Below are 24,750 nucleotides of genomic sequence, written 5' to 3' on the forward strand. Positions count from 1 at the left end.
GTGATGTGCCGGGCAGGCCCGACAGCGCCGCCAAGGTCGCACGGGGCCGAGAAGGAATTAGTACGACAAGCCGATGAAATAACCGCTTCACCCATTCAAGTGATTGAATGCTCCATTTGCCAGAAAAGTCTATGCCTGACCTTTACTCTGAATTACGATTCGTTTACCGAGCGTTGAATCGTCCCGCCGCTGTGCGCCGTGACCCACGGCCGCGACCCGAGCCCCGCCATCGACGGGGACCACCTGATCCGCGACCGCTGCCCCGGAGGAGACGGGAACCATGTCAGCCTGCGCACCCACCCGCGCCACCGACCCCACTCGGCCCGAGCGCACGAACCAGTCCCACAGCCCGCCCACGCCCCCGCACCGCCGCTTCCACATCGACGGTGCCGATGTGTCCGCGTCCGTCGCGGTCTTTCTGATCGCACTGCCCCTGTCCCTCGGCATCGCCCTCGCCACCGGCGCTCCGCTCCAGGCCGGCCTGGTCGCCGCCGCGGTCGGCGGACTCGTCGCCGGCCGGCTCGGCGGCTCCCCCCTGCAGGTCAGCGGCCCTGCCGCCGGCCTCACGGTGGTCACCGCCGACCTCATCCACCGCTACGGCTGGCGCACGACCTGCGCCATCACGGTCCTGGCGGGCGTCGCCCAACTGGGCCTCGGCTGCCTGCGCGTGGCCCGCGGCGCCCTCGCCGTCAGCCCGGCCATCGTGCACGGCATGCTCGCCGGCATCGGCGTCACCATCGCCGTCGCCCAGCTGCACATCGTCCTCGGCGGCACCCCGCAGAGCTCCGTCCTCGCCAACCTCCGCGCCCTGCCGGCCCAGCTGGCGAACATGCACCCGGCCGCGGTGGCCGTCAGCCTGCTCACCCTCGCCCTGCTCCTGCTCTGGCCCCGGATCCCCGGCCGGGCGGGACGGCTTGTGCGCCGGGTCCCGGCCGCGCTGATCGCCGTCACCGGTGCCACCACGGCCGCCTCCCTCACCGGCCTGCGCCTGCCCAGGGTGGATCTGCCGTCCTGGAGCAGCCATGCCCTGGCCGGACTTCCCCAGGGCCCGGCGCTCGGCCTGGCGACCGCCGTGCTCACCACCACCCTCGTCTGCAGCGTGCAGTCACTGCTCGGCGCCGTCGCCGTCGACAAGCTCGCCGCCGCCCGGCCGGGACCGACGGTCCGGAGCGGGCGCTCCGACCTGGACCGCGAGCTGCTCGGGCAGGGCGCCGCCAACATCGTCTCCGGCGCGCTCGGCGGACTGCCGGTCGCCGGAGTGGCGGTGCGGAGTTCGGCGAACGTCAACGCGGGCGCCGTGAGCCGGAACTCCACGATGCTGCACGGCGTTCTCGTGGTGATCGCCGCGCTGCTGCTGGTCCCGCTCCTGCAGCTCATCCCGCTCGCCTCGCTCGCCGCCCTGGTGATGGCCGTCGGCATCCAGATGGTGTCCCTGCACCACATCCGCACGGTGACCCGTCACCGAGAGGTGCTGGTGTACGCCGTCACCACGCTCGGCGTGGTGGTCCTCGGCGTCCTTGAGGGCGTGCTGCTCGGGATCGCCGTGGCCGTCGCCGTCTCCATGCACCGCCTCGCCCGCACCCGCATCACCCACGACGAGGAGGAGGGAGTCCACCATGTACGGGTCCGGGGCCAGTTGACGTTCCTCGCGGTGCCCCGGCTCAGCCGGGCCCTGCATCTCGTGCCCCGAGGCGCTCACGCCGTCGTGGAGTTGGACGGGTCGTTCATGGACCACGCGGCGTACGAGTCGTTGCAGGACTGGCGGAACACCCACACGGCCCAGGGCGGCACGGTGGAACTGACCGGCCGCCGGACCGGTCTGAGCACCGGCGGGACGGGCCTTGGAACCGACGGTGCCGCCGAGCCCGGGACCACCCGCGAGCCCGGCGATGCGACCGCCGCCGTCGGCTGCCGCTGCCACCCCTGGACGCCCTGGCGCAACCACCAGTGCGAGCGCCCCCGGCCCGCCCCGGCCACCGCTCACCACGCTCCGGCGGCCGGCCGCAGCCGGCACCAACTGGCGCGCGGCATCAGCGCGTTCCAGCACAACACCGCACCGCTGGTGCGGGGCGAGCTGGCGAGGCTCGCCCGGGAAGGACAACGTCCCTCCCAGCTCTTCCTCACCTGCGCGGACTCCCGGCTGGTCACGTCGATGATCACCTCCAGCGGTCCGGGCGACCTGTTCGTGGTGCGCAACGTCGGCAATCTCGTACCGCCGCCGGGCGAGGAGAGCGGCGACGACTCGGTGGCGGCGGCCATCGAGTACGCGGTGGACGTGCTGAAGGTGCGGTCCGTCACCGTGTGCGGGCACTCCGGGTGCGGGGCGATGCAGGCGCTGCTCGACTCCGAGCCCGGGCGCGGGCGGACGCCGCTCGAGCGATGGCTGCGCAACGGGCTGCCGAGCCTGGAGCGCATGGCCGACTCCGACCGGCCCTGGGCCCGGCTGGCGGGCCGGGCGCCCGCCGACGCGGCGGAGCAGCTGTGCCTGACCAATGTGGTCCAGCAACTGGAGCACCTGCGCGCGCACGAGTCGGTGGCGCGGGCCCTGCGGGAGGGGAGGCTGGAGCTGCACGGGATGTACTTCCACGTGGGCGAGGCACAGGCGTATCTGCTGACGGGGGCGCGGGAGGAGCAGGTGTTCGGCCATGTGGGGGTGGCCGATGTGACCTCGTGACCGCCGCGACGGCGACGACCGGGCCGGTGTGAAGGGCGTTACACCGCTGAACCCCGCCCGGTCGGCCTCCGTGGGTACGAATGACCCCAGGCCACCGCAACCGAGCCGACCCGACCCGCACTCCATGACAGGTCTAAACCAATTTTCCGACGACCCTTGTCATCGGCCCCTCGGGTCTGATGAGCTGTGGCCTGGGACACAACGGACACCCTGGGAAAGGCAGATGCCGTGAGCAACGAGAGCCTGGCCAACCTGCTCAAGGAAGAGCGCAGGTTCGAGCCCCCCGCCGACCTGGCAGCCAACGCCAACGTCACGGCGGAGGCATACGAACAGGCCAAGGCTGACAGGCTCGGCTTCTGGGCCGAGCAGGCCCGTCGGCTGACCTGGGCCAAGGAGCCGACCGAGACGCTGGACTGGTCGAACCCGCCGTTCGCCAAGTGGTTCAAAGACGGCGAGCTCAACGTCGCCTACAACTGCGTCGACCGCCATGTCGAGGCCGGCAACGGCGACCGGGTCGCCATCCACTTCGAGGGCGAGCCGGGCGACGGCCGCGCCATCACCTACGCCGAGCTCAAGGACGAGGTGAGCAAGGCCGCCAACGCCCTGCTGGAGCTGGGGGTCCAGGCCGGCGACCGCGTCGCGATCTACATGCCGATGATCCCGGAGACGGCGGTCGCGATGCTGGCGTGCGCCCGGATCGGCGCCGCGCACTCCGTGGTCTTCGGCGGCTTCTCCGCCGACGCGCTCGCCACCCGCATCCAGGACGCCGACGCGCGCGTCGTCATCACCTCCGACGGCGGCTACCGGCGCGGCAAGCCGTCGGCGCTGAAACCTGCCGTGGACGAGGCGGTCGGCAAGGCCGGCAACGTCGAGCACGTGCTCGTGGTCCGCCGTACCGGGCAGGAGGTCGCCTGGAGCGAGGACCGGGACGTGTGGTGGCACGAGATCGTCGACCGCCAGCCGGCCGAGCACACGCCGGAGCCCTTCGACGCCGAGCACCCGCTGTTCATCCTGTACACGTCCGGTACGACGGGTAAGCCGAAGGGCATCCTGCACACCTCCGGCGGCTACCTGACCCAGACGGCGTACACCCACCACGCCGTCTTCGACCTCAAGCCGGAGACGGACGTGTACTGGTGCACGGCCGACGTCGGCTGGGTCACCGGGCACTCCTACATCGTCTACGGGCCGCTCGCCAACGGCGCCACTCAGGTCATGTACGAGGGCACCCCGGACACCCCGCACCAGGGCCGCTTCTGGGAGATCGTGCAGAAGTACGGCGTGACGATCCTGTACACCGCGCCGACCGCGATCCGGACGTTCATGAAGTGGGGCGACGACATCCCCGCGAAGTTCGACCTGACCAGCCTGCGGGTCCTGGGGTCCGTCGGTGAGCCGATCAACCCCGAGGCCTGGATCTGGTACCGGAAGAACATCGGCGCCGACGCCACGCCGGTCGTGGACACCTGGTGGCAGACCGAGACCGGCGCGATGATGATCTCGCCGCTGCCGGGCGTCACCGCCGCCAAGCCCGGTTCCGCGCAGACCCCGCTGCCCGGCATCTCCGCCACCGTCGTCGACGACGAGGCGAACGAGGTGCCGAACGGCGGCGGTGGCTACCTGGTCCTGACCGAGCCGTGGCCGTCGATGCTGCGCACCATCTGGGGCGACGACCAGCGCTTCCTCGACACCTACTGGTCCCGCTTCGAGGGCAAGTACTTCGCCGGCGACGGCGCGAAGAAGGACGACGACGGCGACATCTGGCTGCTGGGCCGGGTCGACGACGTGATGCTCGTGTCCGGGCACAACATCTCCACCACCGAGGTGGAGTCGGCGCTGGTGTCCCACCCGTCGGTCGCCGAGGCGGCCGTCGTCGGCGCGACGGACGAGACGACCGGACAGGCCATCGTGGCCTTCGTCATCCTGCGCGGCACCGCCGCCGAGACCGAGGACCTGGTCGCCGAGCTGCGCAACCACGTCGGCGCCACGCTCGGCCCGATCGCCAAGCCCAAGCGGATTCTGCCGGTGGCCGAGCTGCCCAAGACCCGCTCCGGCAAGATCATGCGCCGCCTGCTGCGCGACGTCGCCGAGAACCGCCAGCTCGGGGACGTCACCACGCTCACGGACTCCACCGTCATGGACCTCATCCAGTCCAAGCTTCCGGCGGCGTCGAGCGAGGACTGAGGCCCTTCGTCCTGACAGGGGCGTCCGGCACAGCGCGCCGGACGCCCCTATTAGGTAAACTAAACAAAGAACGTGATCCTCCAGGTGTGCCGGGAAGTCTGGTCGGCAAAGAGCCCTGCCCTGCCCACCGACCGGAGGTCTCCCCGTGTCCGCCGCCCGCAGCAGCACTCCCCGCAAGGTCCTCGGACGCCTCTCCCTGCCCGAGCGGACCTACGTCGCGGACGCGCTGCGCACCGAGACCGTCGGTGGCGTGCTGCTGCTCGCGGCCGCGGTCACGGCACTGATCTGGGCGAACATCCCCGCGCTGCACGACAGTTACGAGAGCGTCAGCCACTTCCACTTCGGCCCCGGAGCGATCGGGCTGCACCTCTCCGTCGCCCACTGGGCCGCCGACGGCCTCCTCGCCGTCTTCTTCTTCGTGGCCGGCATCGAGCTCAAACGCGAACTCGTCGCCGGCGACCTGCGCGACCCCAGGGCCGCCGCCCTGCCGGTGGTCGCGGCCCTGTGCGGCATGGCCGTACCGGCGCTCGTCTACACCCTCACCAACATCACCGGTGGCGGCTCGCTCCAGGGCTGGGCGGTGCCGACCGCCACCGACATCGCCTTCGCGCTCGCGGTGCTCGCCGTCATCGGCACATCCCTGCCGAGCGCCCTGCGGGCCTTCCTGCTCACCCTCGCCGTCGTCGACGACCTCTTCGCGATCCTGATCATCGCCGTCTTCTTCACCAGCTCCATCGACTTCGCCGCGCTCGGCGGCGCCGTCCTGGGTCTCGCGGTCTTCTGGCTGCTGCTGAGGAAGGGCGTGCGCGGCTGGTACGTGTACGTCCCCCTCGCGCTCGTCGTCTGGGGGCTGATGTACAACAGCGGGGTCCACGCCACCATCGCGGGCGTAGCCATGGGCCTGATGCTGCGCTGCCACCGCCACGAGGGCGAGGCGCACTCCCCCGGCGAGCAGATCGAACACCTGGTGCGCCCTCTGTCGGCGGGCCTCGCCGTCCCCCTGTTCGCGCTGTTCAGCGCGGGTGTCGCCGTATCGGGCGGGGCGCTGGGCGATGTGTTCACCAAGCCGGAGACGCTGGGCGTGGTGCTCGGGCTCGTGGTCGGCAAGGCGGTCGGGATCTTCGGCGGCACCTGGCTGACGGCACGTTTCACCAGGGCCTCGCTGAGCGGGGACCTCGCGTGGGCGGACGTGTTCGCGGTGGCCACCCTGGCCGGCATCGGCTTCACCGTGTCGCTGCTCATCGGGGAGCTGGCCTTCGACGGCGACGCCGTACTGACCGACGAGGTCAAGACCGCCGTACTGGCCGGGTCCCTCATCGCGGCGACCCTGGCGACCGTGCTGCTGAAGATCCGCAACGCCAGGTACCGCAGGCTGTGCGAGGCCGAGGAGCGGGACGAGGACGCCGACGGCATCCCGGACATCTACGAGGAGGACGACCCGGCGTACCACCTGCGGATGGCGGCGATCTACGACAAGAAGGCCGCCGAGCACCGCCGGATCGCCGAGGAGAAGGCCGCCGAGCGGCGCGCGGTTGCCCAAGTGCCGGGCGGGGCAGGCGATGAGGACGGCCGTCCGGCATGATCTGACGGGACGGTACAAAAGTTCCGTGGGAACACAGACGGTAGGCAGAAGAGGGAGATCGCGATGAGCGCACCCGACGGCAGCCCGGTCGGCGCCGAACGCAGCATCGGCCAGTTGTTCGCCTCGGCGACGACCGAATTGTCGGCGCTGGTGCACGACGAGATCGCGCTGGCCAAGGCGCAGCTGAAGCAGGACGTCAAGCGCGGCGCGACGAGCGGCGGCGCGTTCACCGGGGCCGGCGCGGTCCTGGTGTTCTCGCTGCCGATGCTGAACTTCGCGCTGGCGTACGGGATCCGCACCTGGAGCGACTGGAACCTCGCGATCTGCTTCCTGCTGTCGTTCGCGGCGAACGTGCTGGTCGCGGCCGTGCTCGCGCTCATCGGCGTGGTCTTCGCCAAGAAGGCGAAGAAGAGCCAGGGCCCGCAGAAGGTCGCCGCGTCCATGAAGGAGACCGCGGGCGTCCTGCAGAAGGCCAAGCCGCACCCGCGGCCGGAGCCCCCGGCGATCGAGGACCGCGCCCCCGCGGCCATCGAGGCTGTGGCACGCTCGTCCTCATGACGGATCCCGCCACACCATCGGCGCAACCCACCTCGGTCGTACGGCCGGACGCCCTCCCCGACGGGACGAAGGTGACGCATCGCGACGTCGCCGCGAACGGCGCCCGCTTCCACATCGCCGAGGCCGGCGACGGCCCGCTGGTGCTGCTGCTGCACGGCTTCCCGCAGTTCTGGTGGACCTGGCGGCACCAGCTGACCGCGCTGGCCGACGCGGGCTTCCGGGCCGTCGCCATGGACCTGCGGGGCGTCGGCGGCAGCGACCGCACCCCGCGCGGGTACGACCCGACGAACCTCGTCCTCGACATCACCGGCGTCGTCCGCTCCCTCGGTGAGCCGGACGCCGCGCTGGTCGGCCACGACCTGGGCGGATACCTGGCGTGGACGGCCGCGGTGATGCGCCCGAAGCTGGTACGGCGGCTCGCTGTCACGTCCATGCCGCATCCGCGACGCTGGCGCTCGGCGATGGTCACCGACGTCAAGCAGACCCGCGCCGGTTCCTACATCTGGGGGTTCCAGCGGCCCTGGCTCCCCGAGCGGCAGCTCACCGCCGACGACGGGGCGCAGGTGGCCGAGCTGATCCGGGAGTGGTCCGGCCCCAACCAGCCGGACGACGAGACTCTGGACACCTACCGCCGCGCGATGTGCATCCCGTCCACGGCCCACTGCTCGGTGGAGCCGTACCGCTGGATGGTGCGCTCCATGGCCCGGCCGGACGGCATCCAGTTCAACCGCCGGATGAAGCGGCCGCTGCGGGTGCCGACCCTGCATCTGCACGGCTCGCTGGACCCGGTGATGCGCACGCGCAGTGCGGCCGGCTCCGGCGAGTATGTCGAAGCGCCGTACCGCTGGCGGCTGTTCGACGGGCTCGGGCACTTCCCGCACGAGGAGGATCCCGCCGCCTTCTCGGCCGAGCTGATCAACTGGCTCAAGGATCCCGAGCCCGATCGGTGACCGTGCCGTCGCGCCCGGTATCCGGACCTGAACACCTGTCCTACGAACAGCCAATTGCCTGGCGCATAGGCCAATTGGGGGCCGTGGGGGCGGTTATCGACCTTGGGGCAGGGGCAGACGTCGGGGTATGGGCTGGACGCACGACTACAGTGACGCAGCACGCACTCGCCGCTCGGCCGCTGGCCTGAGCCCCCACCAGCGAGGAGGCGCCCCGCAGATGCAGGGCACGGACCTCCGGGTGGGCATTCCGCGCATCCTGCGCCGCCGGGCCCGCTGGGTCTCGGTACGGCTGCGTCACCCGCGCGGCTGACGCCTCTTCCTTCACCGGGTTCCCGTACGACGTCTACAGCGCGCAACTGTCGCTGTCGACCTGCTGGTTCGCGCTGCGCCCCTGGGCGATGTCCTCCTGGATCTCGTCCGCGGTGAGCGCGTAGCCGGTGTCGGCGTCGTCGAGGGACTTCGCGAACACCACGCCGTACACCTCCCCCCGGGGGGTGAGCAGCGGTCCGCCGGAGTTGCCCTGGCGGACGGTCGCGTACAGGGAGTACACGTCCCTGCGCACGGTGCCGCGGTGGTAGATGTCCGGGCCGTTGGCCGGGATGCGGCCACGCACGCGTGCGGCGCGGACGTCGTACGAGCCGTTCTCGGGGAAGCCCGCGATGATCGCGCCGTCGCCGCTCCTGGCGTCGGTGGCCGAGAACTTCAGGGCGGGCGCCTTGAGGTCGGGCACGTCGAGGACGGCGATGTCGCGGTGCCAGTCGTAGAGGACGACCGTGGCGTCGTACTTCCTGCCCTCGCCGCCTATCTGCACGGTGGGCTCGTCGACGCCGCCGACCACGTGCGCGTTGGTCATGACGCGGCGGTCGCCGAAGACGAAGCCGGAGCCCTCCAGGACCTTGCCGCAGCTCGTGGCGGTGCCCATGACCTTGACGATGGAGTTCTTCGCGCGCGTGGCCACGGGGCTGTTGGCCAGGGCCGGGTCCGGGGGCCTGACGTCGGTGATCGGCTCGTTCGAGAACGGGCTGAAGACCTGCGGGAAGCCGTTCTGCGCGAGGACCGAGGAGAAGTCGGCGAACCAGGTGTCGGCCTGGTTGGGCAGCGCCCGGGAGACTCCGAGGAGCACCTTGGAGCTGCGCACCTCCTTGCCGAGCGTCGGCAGGGTCGTGCCGGCGAGCGCGGAGCCGATCAGCCAGGCCACGAGGAGCATCGCGACGACGTTGACGAGGGCGCCGCCGGTGGCGTCCAGGGCGCGGGCCGGGGACCAGGTGATGTACCGGCGCAGCTTGTTGCCCAGGTGGGTGGTCAGGGCCTGGCCGACGGAGGCGCAGACGATCACGACGACGACCGCGACCACGGCGGCGGTGGTGCTCACCTCGGCGTTGTCGGTCAGCGCGTCCCAGATGACGGGCAGTGTGTAGACCGCTACGAGACCGCCGCCCAGGAAGCCGATCACCGACAGGATGCCGACGACGAAGCCCTGGCGATAGCCGACGATCGCGAACCACACGGCGGCGACCAGCAACAGGATGTCCAGCACATTCACGGTGGACACCCTGTCATGACCGCCAGTCGAGCGGGACCTGCTTCTCCCGGTCCCAGGGGCGCTCCCACCCGGAGTAGTGCAGCAGACGGTCGATGATCCCGGCCGTGAAGCCCCATACGAGGGCCGATTCGACCAGGAATGCCGGACCTCGGTGCCCGCTCGGGTGAACGGTGGTGGCGCGGTTGTCCGGGTTCGTGAGATCCGCCACGGGGACGGTGAAGACCCTCGCCGTCTCGTTCGGATCGACCGCGGCGACCGGGCTCGGCTCGCGCCACCACCCCATCACCGGGGTCACGACGAAGCCGCTGACCGGGATGTACAGCTTGGGCAGCACGCCGAAGAGCTGCACGCCGGACGGGTCGAGTCCGGTCTCCTCCTCGGCCTCGCGCAGAGCGGCCCACAGGGGCCCGTCGGTGTGCGGGTCGCCGTCCTCGGGGTCGAGGGCGCCGCCGGGGAAGGACGGCTGTCCCGCGTGCGACCTGAGGGAGCCCGCCCGCTCCATGAGCAGCAGCTCGGGACCGCGCTCGCCCTCGCCGAACAGCACGAGCACCGCCGACTGCCGGCCTGCCCCGTCCTCGGGCGGCAGGAAGCGGCTCAGCTGCAGCGGCTGCACCGTCTCCACGGCCCGCACCACCGGGCCGAGCCAGTCGGGCAGGCCCTCCTTGCTGAGTGTCACCGGCCCGCCCTGCGTATCGCTCGCTCGTGTCATCGCCACCCCCGTCGTCCTGCCCGTTCCAACGCCAGACAGACCTTTGATCGTTCCTGGCGCCGCCCCTGAGATCGCTTCGCGGACCGTCCCTCGGACGGTCCGCGGGGCGGACGCGTCCGGTCCGTCATCCGGCGCCCAGCGGCGGCGCGGCCCTGCCGCCGGCGTCCAGGTAGGCCTGCGGCGGGTTGAGGCGCTGGCCCGGGAAGCCGCCCTTCTCGTACTTAAGGAGCTTCTTCGCCTTCTCGGGGTCCGTCTCGCCCTCGCCGTAGGCCGGGCAGAGCGGGGCGATGGGGCAGGCTCCGCAGGCGGGCTTGCGGGCGTGGCAGATGCGGCGGCCGTGCCAGATGACGTGGTGCGAGAGGTCCGTCCAGTCGCTCTTCGGGAAGAGCGCTCCGACGGCCGCCTCGATCTTGTCCGGATCGGTCTCCGCGGTCCACTGCCAGCGCCGCACGAGCCGCTGGAAGTGCGTGTCCACCGTGATACCGGGGCGCCCGAAGGCGTTGCCGAGCACCACGAAGGCGGTCTTGCGGCCGACGCCGGGCAGCTTGACGAGGTCCTCGAGCCTGCCGGGCACCTCACCGCCGAACTGCTCCGCCAGCGCCTTCGACAGCCCTATCACCGATTTGGTCTTGGCCCGGAAGAAGCCGGTCGGGCGGAGGATCTCCTCGACCTCCTCGGGGTTGGCGGCGGCCAGGTCCTCGGGGGTGGGGTACTTGGCGAACAGCGCCGGGGTCGTCTGATTCACCCTCAGGTCGGTGGTCTGGGCGGACAGGACCGTGGCGACGACGAGCTGGAAGGGGTTTTCGAAGTCCAACTCCGGGTGGGCGTACGGGAACACCTCGGCGAGCTCGCGGTTGATCCGGCGGGCGCGGCGCACGAGCGCGGTCTGGGACTCGCCCTTGGGCGGCGCCGCGACGGACTTGGCGGCGGGGGCGCCCTTGACGGCGGCAGCGGCCTTCTTCGGGGCGACGGTCACCTTTTTGACGGGCGCGGATTTCTTGACGGCGGCGGATTTCGTGGTGGCGGCGGTCTTCTTCACGGCGGTGGACTTCGTGGCGGCGGCGGTCTTCTTCACGGCGGTGGACTTCGTGGCGGCTGCGGACTTCGTGGCGGCTGCGGTCTTCTTCACGGGCGTCTGGTTCCCCGTCGGCTTTTTCGCAGCCGCCTTCTTCGCAGCCGCCTTCTTCGCAGTCACCTTCTTCGCCACGGCCTTCCCGCCCGCCACACTCCCTGTCTCTTTTGCCGGTTTCCTTCCGCTGCCGGGGCTCTGTTCGCCCACAGCGGAATCACGACGTGCAGCCACCCGTCCAGCCCCCTTGGCCTGTGCTCTCACCGGCGATTTGGACACCCGGCCAGCCTAGAGCCCGCCACTGACATCCGCCCCGGACCCAGAAGATCGGCCCCCAATTGGACCCCTGCCGCTTACCTCAGGACACCAGTGCGGCATCCTTGTGACAGATCACACTGTTTGGACCGTCCGGCAAGATGGGGAACACGGTCCCCTGGTACCAAGGGGGAGAAAGATCCCCTGAGCAGGTCGACAAGGAGAGAACTCGTGGACGACGTTCTGCGGCGGAACCCGCTCTTCGCGGCGCTCGACGACGAGCAGGCCGCGGAGCTCCGCGCCTCCATGAGTGAGGTGACCCTCGCGCGCGGGGACTCGCTCTTCCACGAGGGCGACCCCGGTGACCGGCTCTATGTGGTCACCGAGGGCAAGGTCAAGCTCCACCGCACCTCCCCCGACGGCCGCGAGAACATGCTCGCCGTCGTCGGCCCCGGCGAACTGATCGGCGAGCTGTCGCTGTTCGACCCGGGCCCGCGCACCGCGACGGCCACCGCGCTGACCGAGGTCAAGCTGCTGGGTCTCGGCCACGGCGACCTCCAGCCCTGGCTGAACGTCCGCCCGGAGGTGGCCGGCGCCCTGCTGCGCGCCGTCGCGCGGCGTCTGCGCAAGACCAACGACCAGATGTCCGACCTGGTCTTCTCGGACGTCCCCGGCCGTGTCGCCCGTGCCCTGCTGGACCTCTCGCGTCGCTTCGGCGTGCAGTCCGAGGAGGGCATCCACGTCGTGCACGACCTCACCCAGGAGGAGCTGGCCCAGCTGGTCGGCGCGTCCCGGGAGACGGTCAACAAGGCGCTGGCCGACTTCGCGCAGCGGGGCTGGCTCCGCCTGGAGGCGCGTGCGGTGATTCTGCTGGACGTGGAGCGGCTGGCGAAGCGGTCCCGCTGACGCCGGTCTCGGCCGGAGTGGCTGGGGGCTCCGCGCCCAGACCCCCGTTCGGCCTGAACGGCCTCGTCCTCAAACGCCGGACGGGCTGTTTCAGTACGCCCATGTCCGAAGACGCGTCGACCGGCTGTTTCAGGCTGCAGGGCTAGATCAGGCCGTGTTCCTCCAGGTAGTCCATCTGGGCCCGTACCGACAGCTCCGCCGCCGGCCACAGGGAGCGGTCCACGTCCGCGTAGACGTGTGCGACGACCTGGGACGGGGTGTCGTAGCCGTCCTCGACCGCGGTCTCGACCTGGGCGAGGCGGTGGGCGCGGTGGGCCAGGTAGAACTCGACGGCGCCCTGGGCGTCCTCCAGCACGGGGCCGTGGCCCGGCAGGACGGTGTGGACCCCGTCGTCGACCGTCAGCGAGCGCAGGCGGCGCAGCGAGTCCAGGTAGTCGCCCAGCCGGCCGTCGGGGTGCGCCACGACGGTCGTACCGCGCCCCAGGACGGTGTCGCCGGTCAGGACGGCCCGGTCGGCCGGCAGGTGGAAGCACAGGGAGTCCGAGGTGTGGCCCGGGGTGGGTACGACCCTGAGCTCGAGTCCGCCGACGGCGACCACGTCACCGGCCGCGAGGCCCTCGTCGCCCAGCCGCAGCGCCGGATCCAGGGCACGCACGCGCGTGGCGGTCAGCTCGGCGAAGCGGGAGGCGCCCTCCGCGTGGTCGGGGTGGCCGTGGGTGAGGAGGGTGAGAGCGATGCGTTTGCCGGCGGCCTCGGCCGTGTCGACGACCGCGCGCAGGTGCCCCTCGTCCAGCGGACCGGGGTCGACGACGACCGCCAGGTCGGAGTCCGGTTCGGCGAGTATCCAGGTGTTGGTGCCGTCGAGGGTCATCGCCGACGCGTTGGGGGCCAGGACGTTGACGGCCCGGGGCGTCGCGGGGCCGGTCAGGACCCCGCTCCTGGGCCGGCCGGGGAGGGTGCTTGCGTCGGTCATGCGGAGGCTCCACCGGTCGGAAGGTCGGTCGGGATGCGCTTGGTGAACTCGTCGTGCCCGGGCCAGGTCAGCACGATCCGGCCGTCCTCCAGACGGGCCTGCGCCAGTACGGCGGTCATGTCCTGCCCGGGGGCGGCGGCGAGCGCGGCGGCGGCCGTGCCGTACGGGGCGAGCCCGCGCAGGGTGGCGATGGTGGGCGGCATCATCAGCAGCTCGCCCTTGTCGTAGCCCTCGGCCGCCTCCTGGGGCCGGATCCACACCGTGCGGTCGGCCTCCGTGGAGGCGTTGCGGGTGCGCTGGCCGTGCGGGAGGGCGGCGACGAAGAAGAAGGTGTCGTAGCGGCGGGACTCGAATTCCGGGGTGATCCAGCGCGCCCAGGCGCCGAGCAGGTCCGAGCGCAGCACCAGGCCGCGGCGGTCGAGGAACTCTGCGAAGGAGAAGTCGCGGGCGACCAGGGCCGCGCGGTCGGCCTCCCAGTCCTCGCCCGTGGTGTCACCGACCACGGAGTCGGCGGCGGGGCCGGCGAGCAGGACGCCCGCCTCCTCGTACGTCTCCCGGACGGCCGCACAGACGATGGCCTGGGCCGTCCGCTCGTCGACGCCGAGCCGCTCGGCCCACCACGCGCGCGTGGGGCCCGCCCAGCGCACGTGGTGCTCGTCGTCGCGCGGGTCGACGCCACCGCCCGGATACGCGTACGCGCCTCCGGCGAAGGCCATGGAGGCGCGTCTGCGCAGCATGTGGACGACCGGACCGCCGTCGGTGTCCTTCAGGAGCATGACGGTGGCCGCGCGCTTGGGCACCACCGGAGTGAGCGTGCCCTCCGCGAGCGCGCGGATGCGGTCCGGCCAGTCCTGCGGAAACCACTGCCCATTCGCCATGGCCGGAGGCTATCCCCTGGTGCGCGAATGTTCGAGAGGTCCCCGAGGTCAGAGCGCTGGCTACGGAACCAGCTCGACCTGGACCTCGACCTCCACGGGCGCGTCCAGCGGCAGCACCGCCACGCCGACCGCGCTGCGGGCGTGCACGCCCTTGTCGCCGAGGACGGCCCCGAGCAGCTCGCTTGCGCCGTTGATCACGCCGGGCTGGCCGGTGAAGTCCGCCGCCGAGGCGACGAAGCCGACGACCTTCACCACGCGCGCGACGCGGTCCAGGTCGCCCGCGACCGACTTGACGGCGGCCAGGGCGTTCAGGGCGCAGGTGCGGGCCAGGTCCTTGGCCTCCTCGGCCGTGACCTCGGCACCGACCTTGCCGGTGACCGGAAGCTTGCCCTCGACCATCGGGAGCTGGCCGGATGTGTACACGTACACGCCCGACTGGACGGCCGGCTGGTAGGCGGCGAGCGGCGGGACGACCTCCGGCAGCGTGAGACCGAGTTCGGCCAGCCTGGCCTCGACGGCGCCCATTACGGCTTCTCCCGCTTCAGGTAGGCCACCAGCTGCTCGGGGTTGTTCGGCCCGGGCACGACCTGGACGAGCTCCCAGCCGTCCTCGCCCCAGGTGTCCAGGATCTGCTTCGTGGCATGGACGAGCAGCGGCACGGTTGCGTATTCCCACTTGGTCATGTGGCCGACTCTAGCCGTTGCCCGGCCACCATCCGCCGTCGAGTTGTCCACAGGCTGTCGCGTGATCCGCACGGCGACTGGTTAGGCTCGAATACGTGAGCAGGCTCCAGGTCGTCAGTGGCAAGGGCGGGACCGGAAAGACCACGGTCGCCGCCGCTCTCGCGCTGGCCCTCGCGACCGAGGGGAAGCGGACGCTTCTCGTAGAGGTCGAGGGGCGCCAGGGCATCGCGCAGCTCTTCGAGACCGAAGCGCTGCCCTACGAGGAGCGGAAGATCGCCGTCGCTCCAGGGGGCGGGGAGGTGTATGCCCTCGCCATCGATCCAGAACTGGCTCTTCTGGACTACCTCCAGATGTTCTACAAACTCGGAGGCGCCGGAAGAGCGTTGAAGAAACTCGGCGCGATCGACTTCGCCACCACCATCGCGCCGGGCGTCAGGGACGTGCTCCTGACCGGCAAGGCCTGCGAGGCGGTGCGCAGGCGGGACAAGAGCGGCCGGTTCGTCTACGACTACATCGTCATGGACGCGCCGCCAACGGGCCGCATCACCCGTTTCCTGAACGTCAACGACGAGGTGGCGGGACTGGCGCGGATAGGGCCGATACACAATCAGGCGCAGGCCGTGATGCGGGTGCTGAAGTCGGCGGAGACGGCCGTGCACCTGGTGACACTGCTCGAGGAGATGCCCGTCCAGGAGACCGTGGACGGGATCGCCGAACTGCGCGCCGCCAGGCTCCCGGTGGGCCGGATCATCGTCAACATGGTGCGGCCCGAGGTGTTGGACGGCACGGACCTGGAACTCGTACGGAGCGTGCCGCGTTCCACTGTCGCGAAGGCACTGTCGGCGGCGGGGCTGGGCGGCGCGCGGCGGGGCGGGAACGCCGAGAAGCTGGTGGACCCGCTGCTGCAGCAGGCCGAGGAGTACGCCGAGCGGTACGCGCTGGAGCACGAGCAGCGTTCGGTGCTCGCCGAGACGGGCCTTCCGCTGCACGAACTGCCGCTGCTCGCCGAGGGCATGGACCTCGCGGGTCTGTACGAGCTGGCCGCCGAGCTGCGCGGGCAGGGCCTGTCATGAGCCGGAGCACGATGTGCGAGCGCAACAGCCGGAGCACGATCGGGAAGCAGGGGATGTCATGAGTCCGGACCAGGCAGGTGCCAAGGACAGTCCGCGCCAGCACCGCCTCTCCGCCGCGCGCGTCCTCGACGTCGACTCGTTGCTCGACGACCCGAGGACGCGGATCGTGGTGTGCTGCGGCTCGGGCGGGGTGGGCAAGACCACGACGGCCGCCGCGCTGGGCCTCCGGGCCGCCGAACGCGGCCGGAAGGTGGTCGTGCTGACCATCGACCCGGCCCGCCGGCTCGCCCAGTCCATGGGCATCGACTCGCTGGACAACACCCCGCGCCGGGTGAAGGGCGTCGAGGGCGACGGCGAACTGCACGCCATGATGCTGGACATGAAGCGCACCTTCGACGAGATCGTCGAGGCGCACGCGGACGCGGAGCGGGCGGCCGCGATCCTGTCGAACCCCTTCTACCAGTCGCTCTCCGCGGGCTTCGCCGGCACGCAGGAGTACATGGCGATGGAGAAGCTGGGGCAGTTGCGGGCGCGCGACGAGTGGGACCTGATCGTCGTCGACACCCCGCCCTCCCGCTCGGCGCTGGACTTCCTGGACGCCCCGAAGCGGCTCGGGTCCTTCCTGGACGGCAAGCTGATCCGCGTCCTGCTCGCGCCGGCCAAGGTCGGCGGCCGGGCGGGGATGAAGTTCCTGAACGTCGGGATGTCGATGATGACCGGCGCGCTGGGCAAGGTGCTCGGCGGTCAGCTGCTGAAGGACGTCCAGACGTTCGTGGCGGCCATGGACTCGATGTTCGGCGGCTTCCGTACGCGCGCGGACGCCACGTACAAGCTGTTGCAGGCGCCGGGCACGGCGTTCCTGGTGGTGGCGGCCCCGGAACGGGACGCGCTGCGCGAGGCCGCCTACTTCGTGGAACGGCTGGCGGCCGAGGACATGCCGCTCGCCGGTCTGGTGCTCAACCGGGTCCATGGCAGCGGCGCCGACCGGTTGTCGGCCGAGCGCGCCCTCGCCGCCGCGGAAAATCTTGTGGAGTCCCGCATTGTGGATCAGGAGGGCGGGAAAGCTGGACTTCGTAACTCTCCCGACACGTACGGCAGTTCAGAATCTCCCGCATCCGAGCCCGCCGAGTCCGCGGCGTCCGGGGCCAACTCCCCCGGTCCGGACGATGAGGACCAGGGTGTCGACCGTCTCGCCGCAGGCCTGCTGAGGCTGCACGCGGAACGTATGCAACTGCTCTCCCGCGAGCAGCGCACGCGTGACCGATTCACGGCGCTCCACCCCGAGGTCGCGGTGGCCGAAGTGGCCGCGCTTCCCGGCGATGTGCACGACCTCGTGGGACTGCGGGACATCGGTGACCGGCTCGCGGCCAACCGGCCGGAGCTGCCCGACTCCGTCGTCGACTGAGCCGAGGGATGCCCTCCTGAGGGGTGCCCTCTTGCAGGGGTGCCCTCTTGGGGGTGCCCTCAGCTCACCGCCGCGTAGTTCTCGTACACCTCGTCGTCGTCGAGCGGCAGGATGCCCACCCCCCGCTCGTACTCCACACGCGCCGTCTCCAGGAGCCGGCGCCAGGAGGTCACGGTGGGCCGCCTGCGCAGCAGTGCGCGGCGCTCCCGCTCCGTCATGCCTCCCCACACGCCGAACTCGACGCGATTGTCCAGCGCGTCGGCCAGGCATTCGGTGCGTACCGGACATCCGGTGCACACCGCCTTGGCCCTGTTCTGCGCCGCTCCCTGCACGAACAGTTCATCCGGATCGGTAGTGCGACAGGCGGCCTGCGCACTCCAGTCGGTTACCCAGCCCATACCGGCGCCGTCCTCTCCCGAATCGAGGCTCCCCCACGGCGGCAGCGGCATATTCACCGCTGCCAGTTGAGGACGTTACGGAAGGTGGGCACAGCGCAACACCCCCTTCGGGCCCAATCTTGAATGGCCCGAACGGACTATGCGTAAGCGGCAGATCACCCGGGGGAGTGAGCTGGTAACATGCGTGACCTTCCCGGCAAACCGGGGCAGTTCCGCTGAGTCACAACGGACGCCAGGTGACACAGAAGGCGGATTCGGACACGCCCCCACCAAAAAGTCGGGGAACTTCCGGAACGATTCGGGGTCGCCGGACGTATTGATACGTGGCCCTACTGCTGTGACAGTTGAGAGCAGCTTAGGCCAAGGCATATACGCGTGTCCGGCGATTGAGAACGTAGGCTGCCCTCATGCCAAAGAAGCGCTCGGGCGGTGGCCTGTCCCCCACGCAGCAGGCCGCCAAGTTCCTCGGTGTCAGTGTGCTGGCCGGTGCCGTCATGGCCGGTATCGCACTGCCGGCCGTCGGCGCGCTCGGACTCGCGGCCAAGGGATCGGTGGAGAGCTTCGACGAGCTCCCGGCCAACCTCAAGACCCCGCCGCTGAGTCAGCGCACCACGATCCTCGACGCCGACGGCGGTCAGATCGCCACGGTGTACTCGCGCGACCGTACGGTGGTCGCCCTCAAGGACATCTCGCCGTACATGCAGAAGGCGATCGTCGCGATCGAGGACGCGCGCTTCTACAAGCACGGCGCGGTCGACCTCAAGGGCATCCTGCGCGCGCTGAACAAGAACGCGCAGAGCGGCGGCGTCTCCGAGGGCGCCTCCACGCTCACCCAGCAGTACGTGAAGAACGTGTTCATCGAGGAGGCCGGCGACGACCCGACGAAGGTCGCCGAGGCCACCCAGCAGACGATCGGCCGCAAGATCAAGGAGCTGAAGTACGCGATCCAGGTCGAGGAGGAGCTGGGCAAGAAGAAGATCCTCGAGAACTACCTGAACATCACGTTCTTCGGCGAGCAGGCCTACGGCGTCGAGGCCGCCTCCCAGCGCTACTTCTCCCGGCACGCCAAGAACCTCAGCCTCCAGCAGGCGGCGCTGCTCGCGGGCATCGTGCAGTCCCCGACCCGCTACGACCCGGTCAACGACGAGGCGGAGGCCACCAAGCGCCGCAACACGGTGCTGCAGCGCATGGCCGACCTCGGGGACATCTCGCAGGCGGAGGCCGACAAGGCCAAGAAGACCTCGCTGGGCCTCGACCCCAGCCAGCCGAAGAACGGCTGCATCACCGCCGTGAAGGGCGCGGGCTTCTTCTGTGACTACGTCCGCGAGGTCTTCCTCAACGACCCGATGTTCGGCCGGACCAAGGAGGCCCGGGCCAAGGTCTGGAACCAGGGCGGTCTGACGATCCGCACCACCCTCGACCCGCAGGCCCAGGAGTCGGTGCAGTCGTCGATCAAGGACCACGTCTACAAGAGCGACGACGTCGCGACCGCCGCTACCCTCGTCGAGCCGGGCACCGGCAAGATCCTCGCGATGGGCCAGTCGCGGCCGTACGGCTTCGGCAAGCACGAGACGCAGATCAACCTGTCGGTGAACCAGTCCATGGGCGGCGGCGCGGGCTACCAGCCCGGTTCGACGTTCAAGCCGATCGTGGCCGCGGCCGCCATTGAGGGCGGCACGCCGGCGACGCAGTCGTACTCCTCGCCGTACGAGATGTACTACCCGAGCCCGGTGTCGATCTGCAACGGCGAGCAGTGGCGGGACGACCCGAACAACCCGACCAAGCTGTCCAACGAGAACGCGTCGGAGCACGGCCCGTACAGCATGAAGCAGGCGACCGCGAAGTCGGTCAACACCTACTACGTGCAGCTGATCAGCGACATCGGCATCTGCCCGGTCATCGACATGGCCAAGAAGATGGGCGTGCAGCGCGCGGACGGCTCCAAGATGCGGCAGGCCCCCTCGATCGCGCTCGGCACCCAGGAGATGTCGCCGCTGACGATGGCGAACGCGTACGCCACCTTCGCCTCGCGCGGCATGTACTGCACGCCGATCGCCATCGAGTCCATCAGCCAGCGGGTCGGCGACAAGACGAAGTCGCTGCAGGTGCCCAAGTCGACCTGCTCGCGGGCGATGTCGGAGAAGACCGCCGACACCGTGACGACGCTGCTGAAGGGCGTGGTCGAGGACGGTACGGGTCAGCAGGCGGGCCTCAGCGACCGCCCGAGCGCCGGTAAGACCGGTACGACGGACAACCGCTACGCGGCCTGGTTCGTCGGCTTCACCCCGAACATGGCCGGCGCGGTCTGGGTCGGCGACCCGACTCACAAGCGCCAGATGAAGCAGATCACCATCGGCGGCATCTATCACAGCCTCGTCTACGGCGCCGACACTCCCGGCCCGATCTGGAAGGACGCCATGACCGGCGCCCTGGAGGGCCAGCCCGTCGAGTCCTTCAACCTCGTCGACATCCCCGACGGCAACAAGGGCAAGGGGAACGGCGACGGGAAGAACGGCGGCAACGGCAACGGGGGCAACAACAACGGCGGGAACTCCAACGGAGGCACGGACGGCGGCACCACCTTCCCCACGCCCACCTTCTCCATCCCGGAGAACCTGTTCCAGGGCACGAGCAACGGGAACGGGAACGGGGGGCGGCGCGGCTGACGCGGCTGACGCGGGAGTCGTAGCGCGACGTAGGGCGGCCCCTGTCCCACCGGTGAGGTGGGACAGGGGCCGCCCTACGTGTGTGTGAAGGCCTCAGCCGTCTCGGTGAGGGCCGCAGCCGTCTGTGCGAAGGCCTCAGCCGGCCAGCAGCTTCTTCACGACCGCGGCGACGCGGCCGCCCTCTGCCTGGCCCGCGACCTTCGGGTTGACGATCTTCATGACGGCGCCCATGGCACGCGGCCCCTCGGCACCCGCGGCCTTCGCCTCCGCGACGGCCGCGGCGACGATCGCGTTAAGCTCCTCGTCGCCGAGCTGCTTGGGCAGGTACGCGGCGAGCAACTCGCCCTCCGCCTTCTCCCGCTCGGCCGACTCGGTACGACCACCCTGCGCGAAGGCGTCGGCGGCCTCGCGACGCTTCTTCGCCTCCTTGGTGATCACCTTGAGGACCTCGTCGTCGGAGAGCTCGCGCTTCTCCTTGCCCGCGACCTCCTCCTTGGTGATCGCGGTGAGCGTCAGCCGGAGCGTCGAGGAGCGGAGCTCGTCGCGCTCCTTGATCGCGGCGTTGAGGTCTTCCTGCAGCTTCGACTTGAGCGTGGTGGTCATGAGTTTGATTGTCGCAGGTACGGAACGCTCGATGCCCGTTCATTTAAGGGGAGACGGGAACGGGTGCGTTCAAGGGGAGACGGGAACGGGGCGGCTCAAGTCACCCCACGGGTCTGACACGATGGAGGTATGCGCGCTCGATACGGAGTACCTCTGGGGATCGCGGCGGTCGGCGCCGCCGGTGTGGCCTACGCGGCGGGCTTCGAGGCCCGCTCCTTCCGTCTGCGGAGGGTGACCGTCCCCGTGCTGCCCGCCGGGATGCGCCCCCTGCGGCTGCTGCAGGTCTCCGACATCCACATGGTCGGCGGCCAGCGCAAGAAGCAGCGCTGGCTGCGCTCGCTGGCCGGCCTGCGCCCCGACTTCGTGATCAACACGGGCGACAACCTGTCGGACCCCGAGGGCGTGCCGGAGGTCCTGGACGCGCTCGGACCGCTGATGGAGTTCCCCGGCGCGTACGTCTTCGGCTCGAACGACTACTACGGCCCCAAGCCGCGCAACCCCGCCCGGTACCTGCTGGAGAAGGTCCAGGGCCGGCACGGCCTGAACGGCAACCCGCCGGTCGTCGGCGCGATCCACAACCCGTGGGAGGACCTGCGGGACGCCTTCGACTCCGCGGGCTGGCTGAACCTGACCAACACGCGCGGCACCCTGAAGATCGACGGCATGGCGCTGGAGCTGACGGGCCTGGACGACCCGCACATCAAGCGCGACCGGTACGCCCAGGTGGCCGGCGGTCCCTCGGACGCGGCGGACTTCTCCATGGGCGTGGTGCACGCGCCGTACCTGCGCGTGCTGGACTCCTTCACGGCCGACGCGTACCCGCTGATCCTGGCGGGCCACACGCACGGCGGCCAGCTCTGCGTCCCCTTCTACGGCGCCCTCGTCACCAACTGCGACCTGGACACCGACCGGGTCAAGGGCCTGTCGCGGCATGTGTCGGAGGGCCGTACGTCGTATCTGCACGTGTCGGCGGGGTGTGGGACGAACCGGTACACACCGGTACGGTTCGCCTGTCCGCCGGAGGCGACGCTGCTGACGCTGGTGGAGCGGGCGTAGGGGTTCCCGCAAGGCCGAGCGCGACGGACGATTAACCCGCACGGCCCGCCCGCATCGCCGCAAATGCCCCCTTTGCTTAGCTTGGGGGCATGACCGCCCCGATACCCAGGGACATCCCGGACCTCCCCGCGGTCCCGGGCGTACCCGCGCTGCTGCCCTCCCCGGTCCCCGCCACGGCTGTGGTGACCCCCGTACGCCACCCCCTGACCGCGCTCTACCGCCTCCTGGTCGCCCTCGCGGCGGCCGGGGCGGTGACGATCGAACTGCTCCTCGGCAGCCCGGTCCGGATCCTGAGCTACTTCACGATCCAGAGCAACCTGCTGCTGGCCCTGGTCCTGACCCTGTCGGCCCGCCGAGCGTGGTCGGCACGCCGCCCGCTCCCCTCGGCACTGACCGGAGCGGCGCTCCTCTACATCACGATCACGGGCCTGGTGTACCACCTGCTGCTGGCCAGGGCGTCGAGCCCGTTCGCGATGACCGGCGAGACGGCACCGCCGACGGGCTGGCACTGGGTCACCGACCAGATCCTCCATACGGCGACCCCCGTCGCGGCCGTCCTGGACTGGCTGCTGCTGACCGCCCCCGGCCGCCTGCACTTCCGCCAGGCGGCGACCTGGCTCCTCTACCCCCTGGCCTACCTGACGCTCTCCTTCATCCGGGGCGAGCTCATCCTCCCCGGCACGCCGGGCCGCTACCTCTACCCCTTCCTGGACGTCGACCTGCACGGCTACAAGGGCGTCCTCGGCAACACCCTCCTCCTCGGCCTCGCCTTCTACGCCCTCGCCGTCCTCCTGGTCGCCGTCGACCACGCCCGCCCGAACCCCGTCCGCCGCCGCGCCAAAACCGGATTTCGCCTACAGCCACCGGTGGGCTAAAGTAAACGACGTCGCCGCGACAAGCAGGACAGCAGCGACATCGGGGTGTAGCGCAGCTTGGCAGCGCGCTTCGTTCGGGACGAAGAGGTCGTGGGTTCAAATCCCGCCACCCCGACGCTGGTCAGAGGCCCATTCGCTTGATCGCGAATGGGCCTCTTTCATGCCTGGGGGGCCAAACGGGGGGCCAAACGCATTTGGTCAGGCCACCGCGTCGCCCTCTTCGTCGGCCTCCGTGTCCTCCCCTTCCTGATCTTCGGCGAAGATGTCATCCATCGCTTCGGCACCCTGTGTGATAACGGGCCGGAGCTGCTTGCGGTAGACCGCCTCTGTGGTCGCCTGACTGCTGTGACCGACCAGGAGCGCGATCCTCTCCAGGGGGATGCCGTGGTCCGAGAGCAGGGACACGAAGCTGTGCCGGAGCTCCCGCGGGGTCCACTCAGGCTTCAGTCCGGCTTTCTTCACGATGGCCTTGAAGTCGCGCCGGACGTTGGCCGCGTCGAGCGGCTCGCCGCTCCGGGTGGTGAAGACGCGGCCGGTCGGGCTCCACTCCATCCCTCTCGCTGCCCGCTCCTGCTTCTGCCATCGCATGTGCTCTTCGAGGACGTCGACCACCTGCTTGGGCAGAGCGATGGTCCGGCGGCTCTTCCTGGTCTTCGTCTCGCCGTGCTTGCGCACCGAGCGCCACACCGCGACGTGGGGCGGGATTCCGTCCTTCGTCTCCAGAAAGACGTGGTCCCAGGTGAGGGGCCGCGCCTCTTCCGTGCGCACGCCACTGAGGAGCGAGAGCACGAGGTAGGCGTACAGCCGTGACGGTCGCGCGGCGATGAGCACGGCTTTCGCCTGCTCCAGGTTCAGTGCCTTGCTCGGACGGCCGGGGCGCCCCTCCGGTGCGGTGACGAGTAGGGCGACGTTCCGCGCAGCCTTGTCCCGGCGCTGAGCGTGCGCGATGGAACGGCGCAGGATGGCGAGCAGGTCGCGCAGGCTTCGCGTCGCGAGGAATTCAGCCCTGTCGTCCAACCAGTCGTCCACGTCGTCCGCGCTGAGTTCTTTCAGCTTGGCCTTGCCGATGAACGGGATCAGGTGCTTGTTCGCCATCGAGCGGTTCTTGCCGATGGTGCCCTTCTCGTCGCGCCCCTTCAGCCCGCGCTCCAACCAGTCGTTCACCGCGTCGGCCACGGTGTAGTTGGCCGGCGCCTTGACGCCCGTCTGCACCTCCTTCTTCAAGTCCCGGATCTTCTGGCGGACTTCGGTCTTCGTCTTGCCGTACACCTTCGGTCGACGGCGCTTGCCGTTCGGGCCGTGTCCCAGGGAGACGGCCCCCACGAAACTCTTCTTGGCCGGGTCCCAGTAGATGGTGTCCGCACCATGGCCAGCCCTTTGGGCGCGCTTCGGGGTGTCGGTCATGCTCTGTCGTGCCTCCATAGGACAGGGCCGCGCCCTGAAGGACGCGGCCCTGTGGAACTCGGGTGATGGGAAGTTCAGGCGGTGGCTTCTGCCTCGCGCTTGAGGAGTTCGACGTACTGCTCGATGTACTCCGGCGGCACGAGACGGCGACGGCCGATGCGGACGGTCTGAAGTCGTCCGAGGCGTATCTCCTCGTAGACCATCGAGCGTCCGATCCTGAGGGCCTTGGCCGCCTCTTCGGGGCGGTAGAGGAGCTGTTCGGCAGGTTCAGCAACGGTGGCCATGCGGCGGTGCCTCCTCGGCAGG

Annotated in this window: 23 protein-coding genes and 1 tRNA gene; 13 read left to right on the forward strand and 11 right to left on the reverse strand. The window is 70.2% G+C overall.

Annotated elements, in window-relative coordinates; translation table 11 throughout:
* The first annotated feature begins 280 nt into the window (after nucleotides 1–280).
* The 6 genes from ACQF4J_RS21940 to ACQF4J_RS21965 all read left to right on the forward strand — a co-directional run bounded on the left by ACQF4J_RS21940 (nucleotide 281) and on the right by ACQF4J_RS21965 (nucleotide 8,258).
* On the forward strand, nucleotides 281–2,674 hold the full coding sequence (locus ACQF4J_RS21940) for a bifunctional SulP family inorganic anion transporter/carbonic anhydrase (protein WP_427166592.1): 2,394 nt from the start codon (nucleotides 281–283) through the stop codon (nucleotides 2,672–2,674).
* A gap of 228 nt (nucleotides 2,675–2,902) precedes the next feature.
* Nucleotides 2,903–4,858, forward strand: a complete 1,956-nt coding sequence (acs, locus tag ACQF4J_RS21945; RefSeq protein WP_351571092.1) for an acetate--CoA ligase — start codon at nucleotides 2,903–2,905, stop codon at nucleotides 4,856–4,858.
* A 145-nt stretch (nucleotides 4,859–5,003) separates the two neighbouring features.
* On the forward strand, nucleotides 5,004–6,440 hold the full coding sequence (gene nhaA / locus ACQF4J_RS21950; protein ID WP_351571089.1) for a Na+/H+ antiporter NhaA: 1,437 nt from the start codon (nucleotides 5,004–5,006) through the stop codon (nucleotides 6,438–6,440).
* Between the two features lie 63 nt (nucleotides 6,441–6,503).
* Complete coding sequence (locus ACQF4J_RS21955) at nucleotides 6,504–6,998, forward strand: phage holin family protein (protein ID WP_351571086.1); 495 nt, start codon at nucleotides 6,504–6,506, stop codon at nucleotides 6,996–6,998.
* Nucleotides 6,995–7,948: an alpha/beta fold hydrolase gene (locus ACQF4J_RS21960; protein WP_351571083.1), complete on the forward strand. Its 954-nt coding sequence runs from the start codon at nucleotides 6,995–6,997 to the stop codon at nucleotides 7,946–7,948. The genes ACQF4J_RS21955 and ACQF4J_RS21960 overlap by 4 nt, the downstream gene beginning before the upstream one ends.
* Nucleotides 7,949–8,075: 127 nt before the next feature.
* Entirely contained in the window at nucleotides 8,076–8,258 is a 183-nt protein-coding gene (locus ACQF4J_RS21965) for a hypothetical protein (protein ID WP_351571080.1), read from the forward strand.
* Between the two features lie 33 nt (nucleotides 8,259–8,291).
* Here ACQF4J_RS21965 and ACQF4J_RS21970 read toward each other — a convergent pair whose 3' ends face one another.
* The 3 genes from ACQF4J_RS21970 to nth all read right to left on the reverse strand — a co-directional run bounded on the left by ACQF4J_RS21970 (nucleotide 8,292) and on the right by nth (nucleotide 11,329).
* A complete protein-coding gene (locus ACQF4J_RS21970) occupies nucleotides 8,292–9,491 on the reverse strand; it encodes a MarP family serine protease (protein ID WP_351571077.1) in 1,200 nt (399 codons plus the stop codon).
* A 13-nt stretch (nucleotides 9,492–9,504) separates the two neighbouring features.
* Nucleotides 9,505–10,200, reverse strand: coding sequence for an NUDIX hydrolase (locus ACQF4J_RS21975; protein ID WP_351801342.1), 696 nt, complete (start codon nucleotides 10,198–10,200; stop codon nucleotides 9,505–9,507).
* Nucleotides 10,201–10,324: 124 nt separating this feature from the next.
* Nucleotides 10,325–11,329 carry an endonuclease III gene (nth, locus tag ACQF4J_RS21980; RefSeq protein WP_427166594.1) on the reverse strand — a complete coding sequence of 335 codons (1,005 nt, stop codon included), beginning with the start codon at nucleotides 11,327–11,329 and terminating at the stop codon, nucleotides 10,325–10,327.
* A gap of 426 nt (nucleotides 11,330–11,755) precedes the next feature.
* Between nth and ACQF4J_RS21985 the strand changes: the two genes are divergently transcribed.
* Nucleotides 11,756–12,430, forward strand: coding sequence for a Crp/Fnr family transcriptional regulator (locus ACQF4J_RS21985; RefSeq protein WP_058924095.1), 675 nt, complete (start codon nucleotides 11,756–11,758; stop codon nucleotides 12,428–12,430).
* Between the two features lie 142 nt (nucleotides 12,431–12,572).
* Here ACQF4J_RS21985 and ACQF4J_RS21990 read toward each other — a convergent pair whose 3' ends face one another.
* From ACQF4J_RS21990 to ACQF4J_RS22005, 4 genes are read right to left on the reverse strand one after another with little or no spacing between them, the layout of a single operon-like run.
* Nucleotides 12,573–13,403: an MBL fold metallo-hydrolase gene (locus tag ACQF4J_RS21990; protein ID WP_351571068.1), complete on the reverse strand. Its 831-nt coding sequence runs from the start codon at nucleotides 13,401–13,403 to the stop codon at nucleotides 12,573–12,575.
* Nucleotides 13,400–14,281 (reverse strand): NUDIX hydrolase, encoded by an 882-nt coding sequence (locus ACQF4J_RS21995; protein ID WP_351571066.1) that lies wholly within the window; start codon nucleotides 14,279–14,281, stop codon nucleotides 13,400–13,402. The genes ACQF4J_RS21990 and ACQF4J_RS21995 overlap by 4 nt, the downstream gene beginning before the upstream one ends.
* A 60-nt stretch (nucleotides 14,282–14,341) precedes the next feature.
* On the reverse strand, nucleotides 14,342–14,806 hold the full coding sequence (locus ACQF4J_RS22000) for a RidA family protein (RefSeq protein WP_351571063.1): 465 nt from the start codon (nucleotides 14,804–14,806) through the stop codon (nucleotides 14,342–14,344).
* The gene (locus ACQF4J_RS22005; RefSeq protein ID WP_019992579.1) at nucleotides 14,806–14,964 is read right to left on the reverse strand and encodes a DUF4177 domain-containing protein; all 159 of its coding nucleotides are present in this window, start codon (nucleotides 14,962–14,964) and stop codon (nucleotides 14,806–14,808) included. Before ACQF4J_RS22005 ends, ACQF4J_RS22000 begins: the two co-directional genes overlap by 1 nt.
* Before the next feature lie 95 nt (nucleotides 14,965–15,059).
* On the opposite strand from ACQF4J_RS22005, the gene ACQF4J_RS22010 reads away from it, so the two are divergent.
* Together ACQF4J_RS22010 and ACQF4J_RS22015 are read left to right on the forward strand one after the other, a co-directional pair.
* Nucleotides 15,060–16,037: an ArsA family ATPase gene (locus ACQF4J_RS22010; protein WP_351571060.1), complete on the forward strand. Its 978-nt coding sequence runs from the start codon at nucleotides 15,060–15,062 to the stop codon at nucleotides 16,035–16,037.
* Nucleotides 16,038–16,095: 58 nt separating this feature from the next.
* Nucleotides 16,096–17,442, forward strand: a complete 1,347-nt coding sequence (locus ACQF4J_RS22015; RefSeq protein WP_351571057.1) for an ArsA family ATPase — start codon at nucleotides 16,096–16,098, stop codon at nucleotides 17,440–17,442.
* A 59-nt stretch (nucleotides 17,443–17,501) separates the two neighbouring features.
* Here the strand turns inward: ACQF4J_RS22015 and wblA are convergent, their stop codons facing one another.
* Nucleotides 17,502–17,840 carry a transcriptional regulator WblA gene (gene wblA / locus ACQF4J_RS22020; protein ID WP_058924101.1) on the reverse strand — a complete coding sequence of 113 codons (339 nt, stop codon included), beginning with the start codon at nucleotides 17,838–17,840 and terminating at the stop codon, nucleotides 17,502–17,504.
* A 407-nt stretch (nucleotides 17,841–18,247) separates the two neighbouring features.
* Here wblA and ACQF4J_RS22025 point away from each other — a divergent pair, with 407 nt between their 5' ends.
* On the forward strand, nucleotides 18,248–20,506 hold the full coding sequence (locus ACQF4J_RS22025) for a transglycosylase domain-containing protein (RefSeq protein ID WP_351571054.1): 2,259 nt from the start codon (nucleotides 18,248–18,250) through the stop codon (nucleotides 20,504–20,506).
* 135 nt (nucleotides 20,507–20,641) lie between these two features.
* On the opposite strand, the gene ACQF4J_RS22030 is transcribed toward ACQF4J_RS22025, so the two are convergent.
* Complete coding sequence (locus tag ACQF4J_RS22030; RefSeq protein WP_351571051.1) at nucleotides 20,642–21,109, reverse strand: GatB/YqeY domain-containing protein; 468 nt, start codon at nucleotides 21,107–21,109, stop codon at nucleotides 20,642–20,644.
* Between the two features lie 129 nt (nucleotides 21,110–21,238).
* Between ACQF4J_RS22030 and ACQF4J_RS22035 the strand changes: the two genes are divergently transcribed.
* From ACQF4J_RS22035 to ACQF4J_RS22045, 3 genes are all read left to right on the forward strand, one after another.
* On the forward strand, nucleotides 21,239–22,165 hold the full coding sequence (locus ACQF4J_RS22035; RefSeq protein WP_351571048.1) for a metallophosphoesterase: 927 nt from the start codon (nucleotides 21,239–21,241) through the stop codon (nucleotides 22,163–22,165).
* Nucleotides 22,166–22,254: 89 nt separating this feature from the next.
* Nucleotides 22,255–23,040 carry a Pr6Pr family membrane protein gene (locus tag ACQF4J_RS22040; protein ID WP_351571046.1) on the forward strand — a complete coding sequence of 262 codons (786 nt, stop codon included), beginning with the start codon at nucleotides 22,255–22,257 and terminating at the stop codon, nucleotides 23,038–23,040.
* A gap of 41 nt (nucleotides 23,041–23,081) precedes the next feature.
* A tRNA-Pro gene (locus ACQF4J_RS22045) sits at nucleotides 23,082–23,155 on the forward strand.
* A gap of 83 nt (nucleotides 23,156–23,238) precedes the next feature.
* Here ACQF4J_RS22045 and ACQF4J_RS22050 read toward each other — a convergent pair.
* Entirely contained in the window at nucleotides 23,239–24,444 is a 1,206-nt protein-coding gene (locus ACQF4J_RS22050; RefSeq protein ID WP_427166598.1) for a site-specific integrase, read from the reverse strand.
* 74 nt (nucleotides 24,445–24,518) lie between these two features.
* On the reverse strand, nucleotides 24,519–24,728 hold the full coding sequence (locus ACQF4J_RS22055) for a helix-turn-helix domain-containing protein (RefSeq protein ID WP_267246518.1): 210 nt from the start codon (nucleotides 24,726–24,728) through the stop codon (nucleotides 24,519–24,521).
* Nucleotides 24,729–24,750: the final 22 nt, after the last annotated feature.

The sequence above is a fragment of the Streptomyces sp. C1-1 genome (assembly GCF_050214755.1).
In the GTDB taxonomy this organism is placed as follows: domain Bacteria; phylum Actinomycetota; class Actinomycetes; order Streptomycetales; family Streptomycetaceae; genus Streptomyces.

Excerpts from the sequence above, each read along its gene's own strand:
- ACQF4J_RS22035 (WP_351571048.1), top strand. The coding sequence starts at position 21,239 with ATGCGCGCTCGATACGGAGTACCTCTGGGGATCGCGGCGGTCGGCGCC.
- ACQF4J_RS22055 (WP_267246518.1), bottom strand. The coding sequence starts at position 24,728 with ATGGCCACCGTTGCTGAACCTGCCGAACAGCTCCTCTACCGCCCCGAA.
- ACQF4J_RS22005 (WP_019992579.1), bottom strand. The coding sequence starts at position 14,964 with ATGACCAAGTGGGAATACGCAACCGTGCCGCTGCTCGTCCATGCCACG.
- ACQF4J_RS22015 (WP_351571057.1), top strand. The coding sequence starts at position 16,096 with ATGAGTCCGGACCAGGCAGGTGCCAAGGACAGTCCGCGCCAGCACCGC.
- ACQF4J_RS22050 (WP_427166598.1), bottom strand. The coding sequence starts at position 24,444 with ATGACCGACACCCCGAAGCGCGCCCAAAGGGCTGGCCATGGTGCGGAC.
- ACQF4J_RS21955 (WP_351571086.1), top strand. The coding sequence starts at position 6,504 with ATGAGCGCACCCGACGGCAGCCCGGTCGGCGCCGAACGCAGCATCGGC.
- ACQF4J_RS21995 (WP_351571066.1), bottom strand. The coding sequence starts at position 14,281 with ATGGCGAATGGGCAGTGGTTTCCGCAGGACTGGCCGGACCGCATCCGC.
- ACQF4J_RS21975 (WP_351801342.1), bottom strand. The coding sequence starts at position 10,200 with ATGACACGAGCGAGCGATACGCAGGGCGGGCCGGTGACACTCAGCAAG.
- ACQF4J_RS22000 (WP_351571063.1), bottom strand. The coding sequence starts at position 14,806 with ATGGGCGCCGTCGAGGCCAGGCTGGCCGAACTCGGTCTCACGCTGCCG.
- wblA (WP_058924101.1), bottom strand. The coding sequence starts at position 17,840 with ATGGGCTGGGTAACCGACTGGAGTGCGCAGGCCGCCTGTCGCACTACC.
- ACQF4J_RS22040 (WP_351571046.1), top strand. The coding sequence starts at position 22,255 with ATGACCGCCCCGATACCCAGGGACATCCCGGACCTCCCCGCGGTCCCG.
- ACQF4J_RS21960 (WP_351571083.1), top strand. The coding sequence starts at position 6,995 with ATGACGGATCCCGCCACACCATCGGCGCAACCCACCTCGGTCGTACGG.
- ACQF4J_RS21990 (WP_351571068.1), bottom strand. The coding sequence starts at position 13,403 with ATGACCGACGCAAGCACCCTCCCCGGCCGGCCCAGGAGCGGGGTCCTG.
- ACQF4J_RS22025 (WP_351571054.1), top strand. The coding sequence starts at position 18,248 with ATGCCAAAGAAGCGCTCGGGCGGTGGCCTGTCCCCCACGCAGCAGGCC.
- ACQF4J_RS21965 (WP_351571080.1), top strand. The coding sequence starts at position 8,076 with ATGGGCTGGACGCACGACTACAGTGACGCAGCACGCACTCGCCGCTCG.
- ACQF4J_RS22030 (WP_351571051.1), bottom strand. The coding sequence starts at position 21,109 with ATGACCACCACGCTCAAGTCGAAGCTGCAGGAAGACCTCAACGCCGCG.
- ACQF4J_RS21940 (WP_427166592.1), top strand. The coding sequence starts at position 281 with ATGTCAGCCTGCGCACCCACCCGCGCCACCGACCCCACTCGGCCCGAG.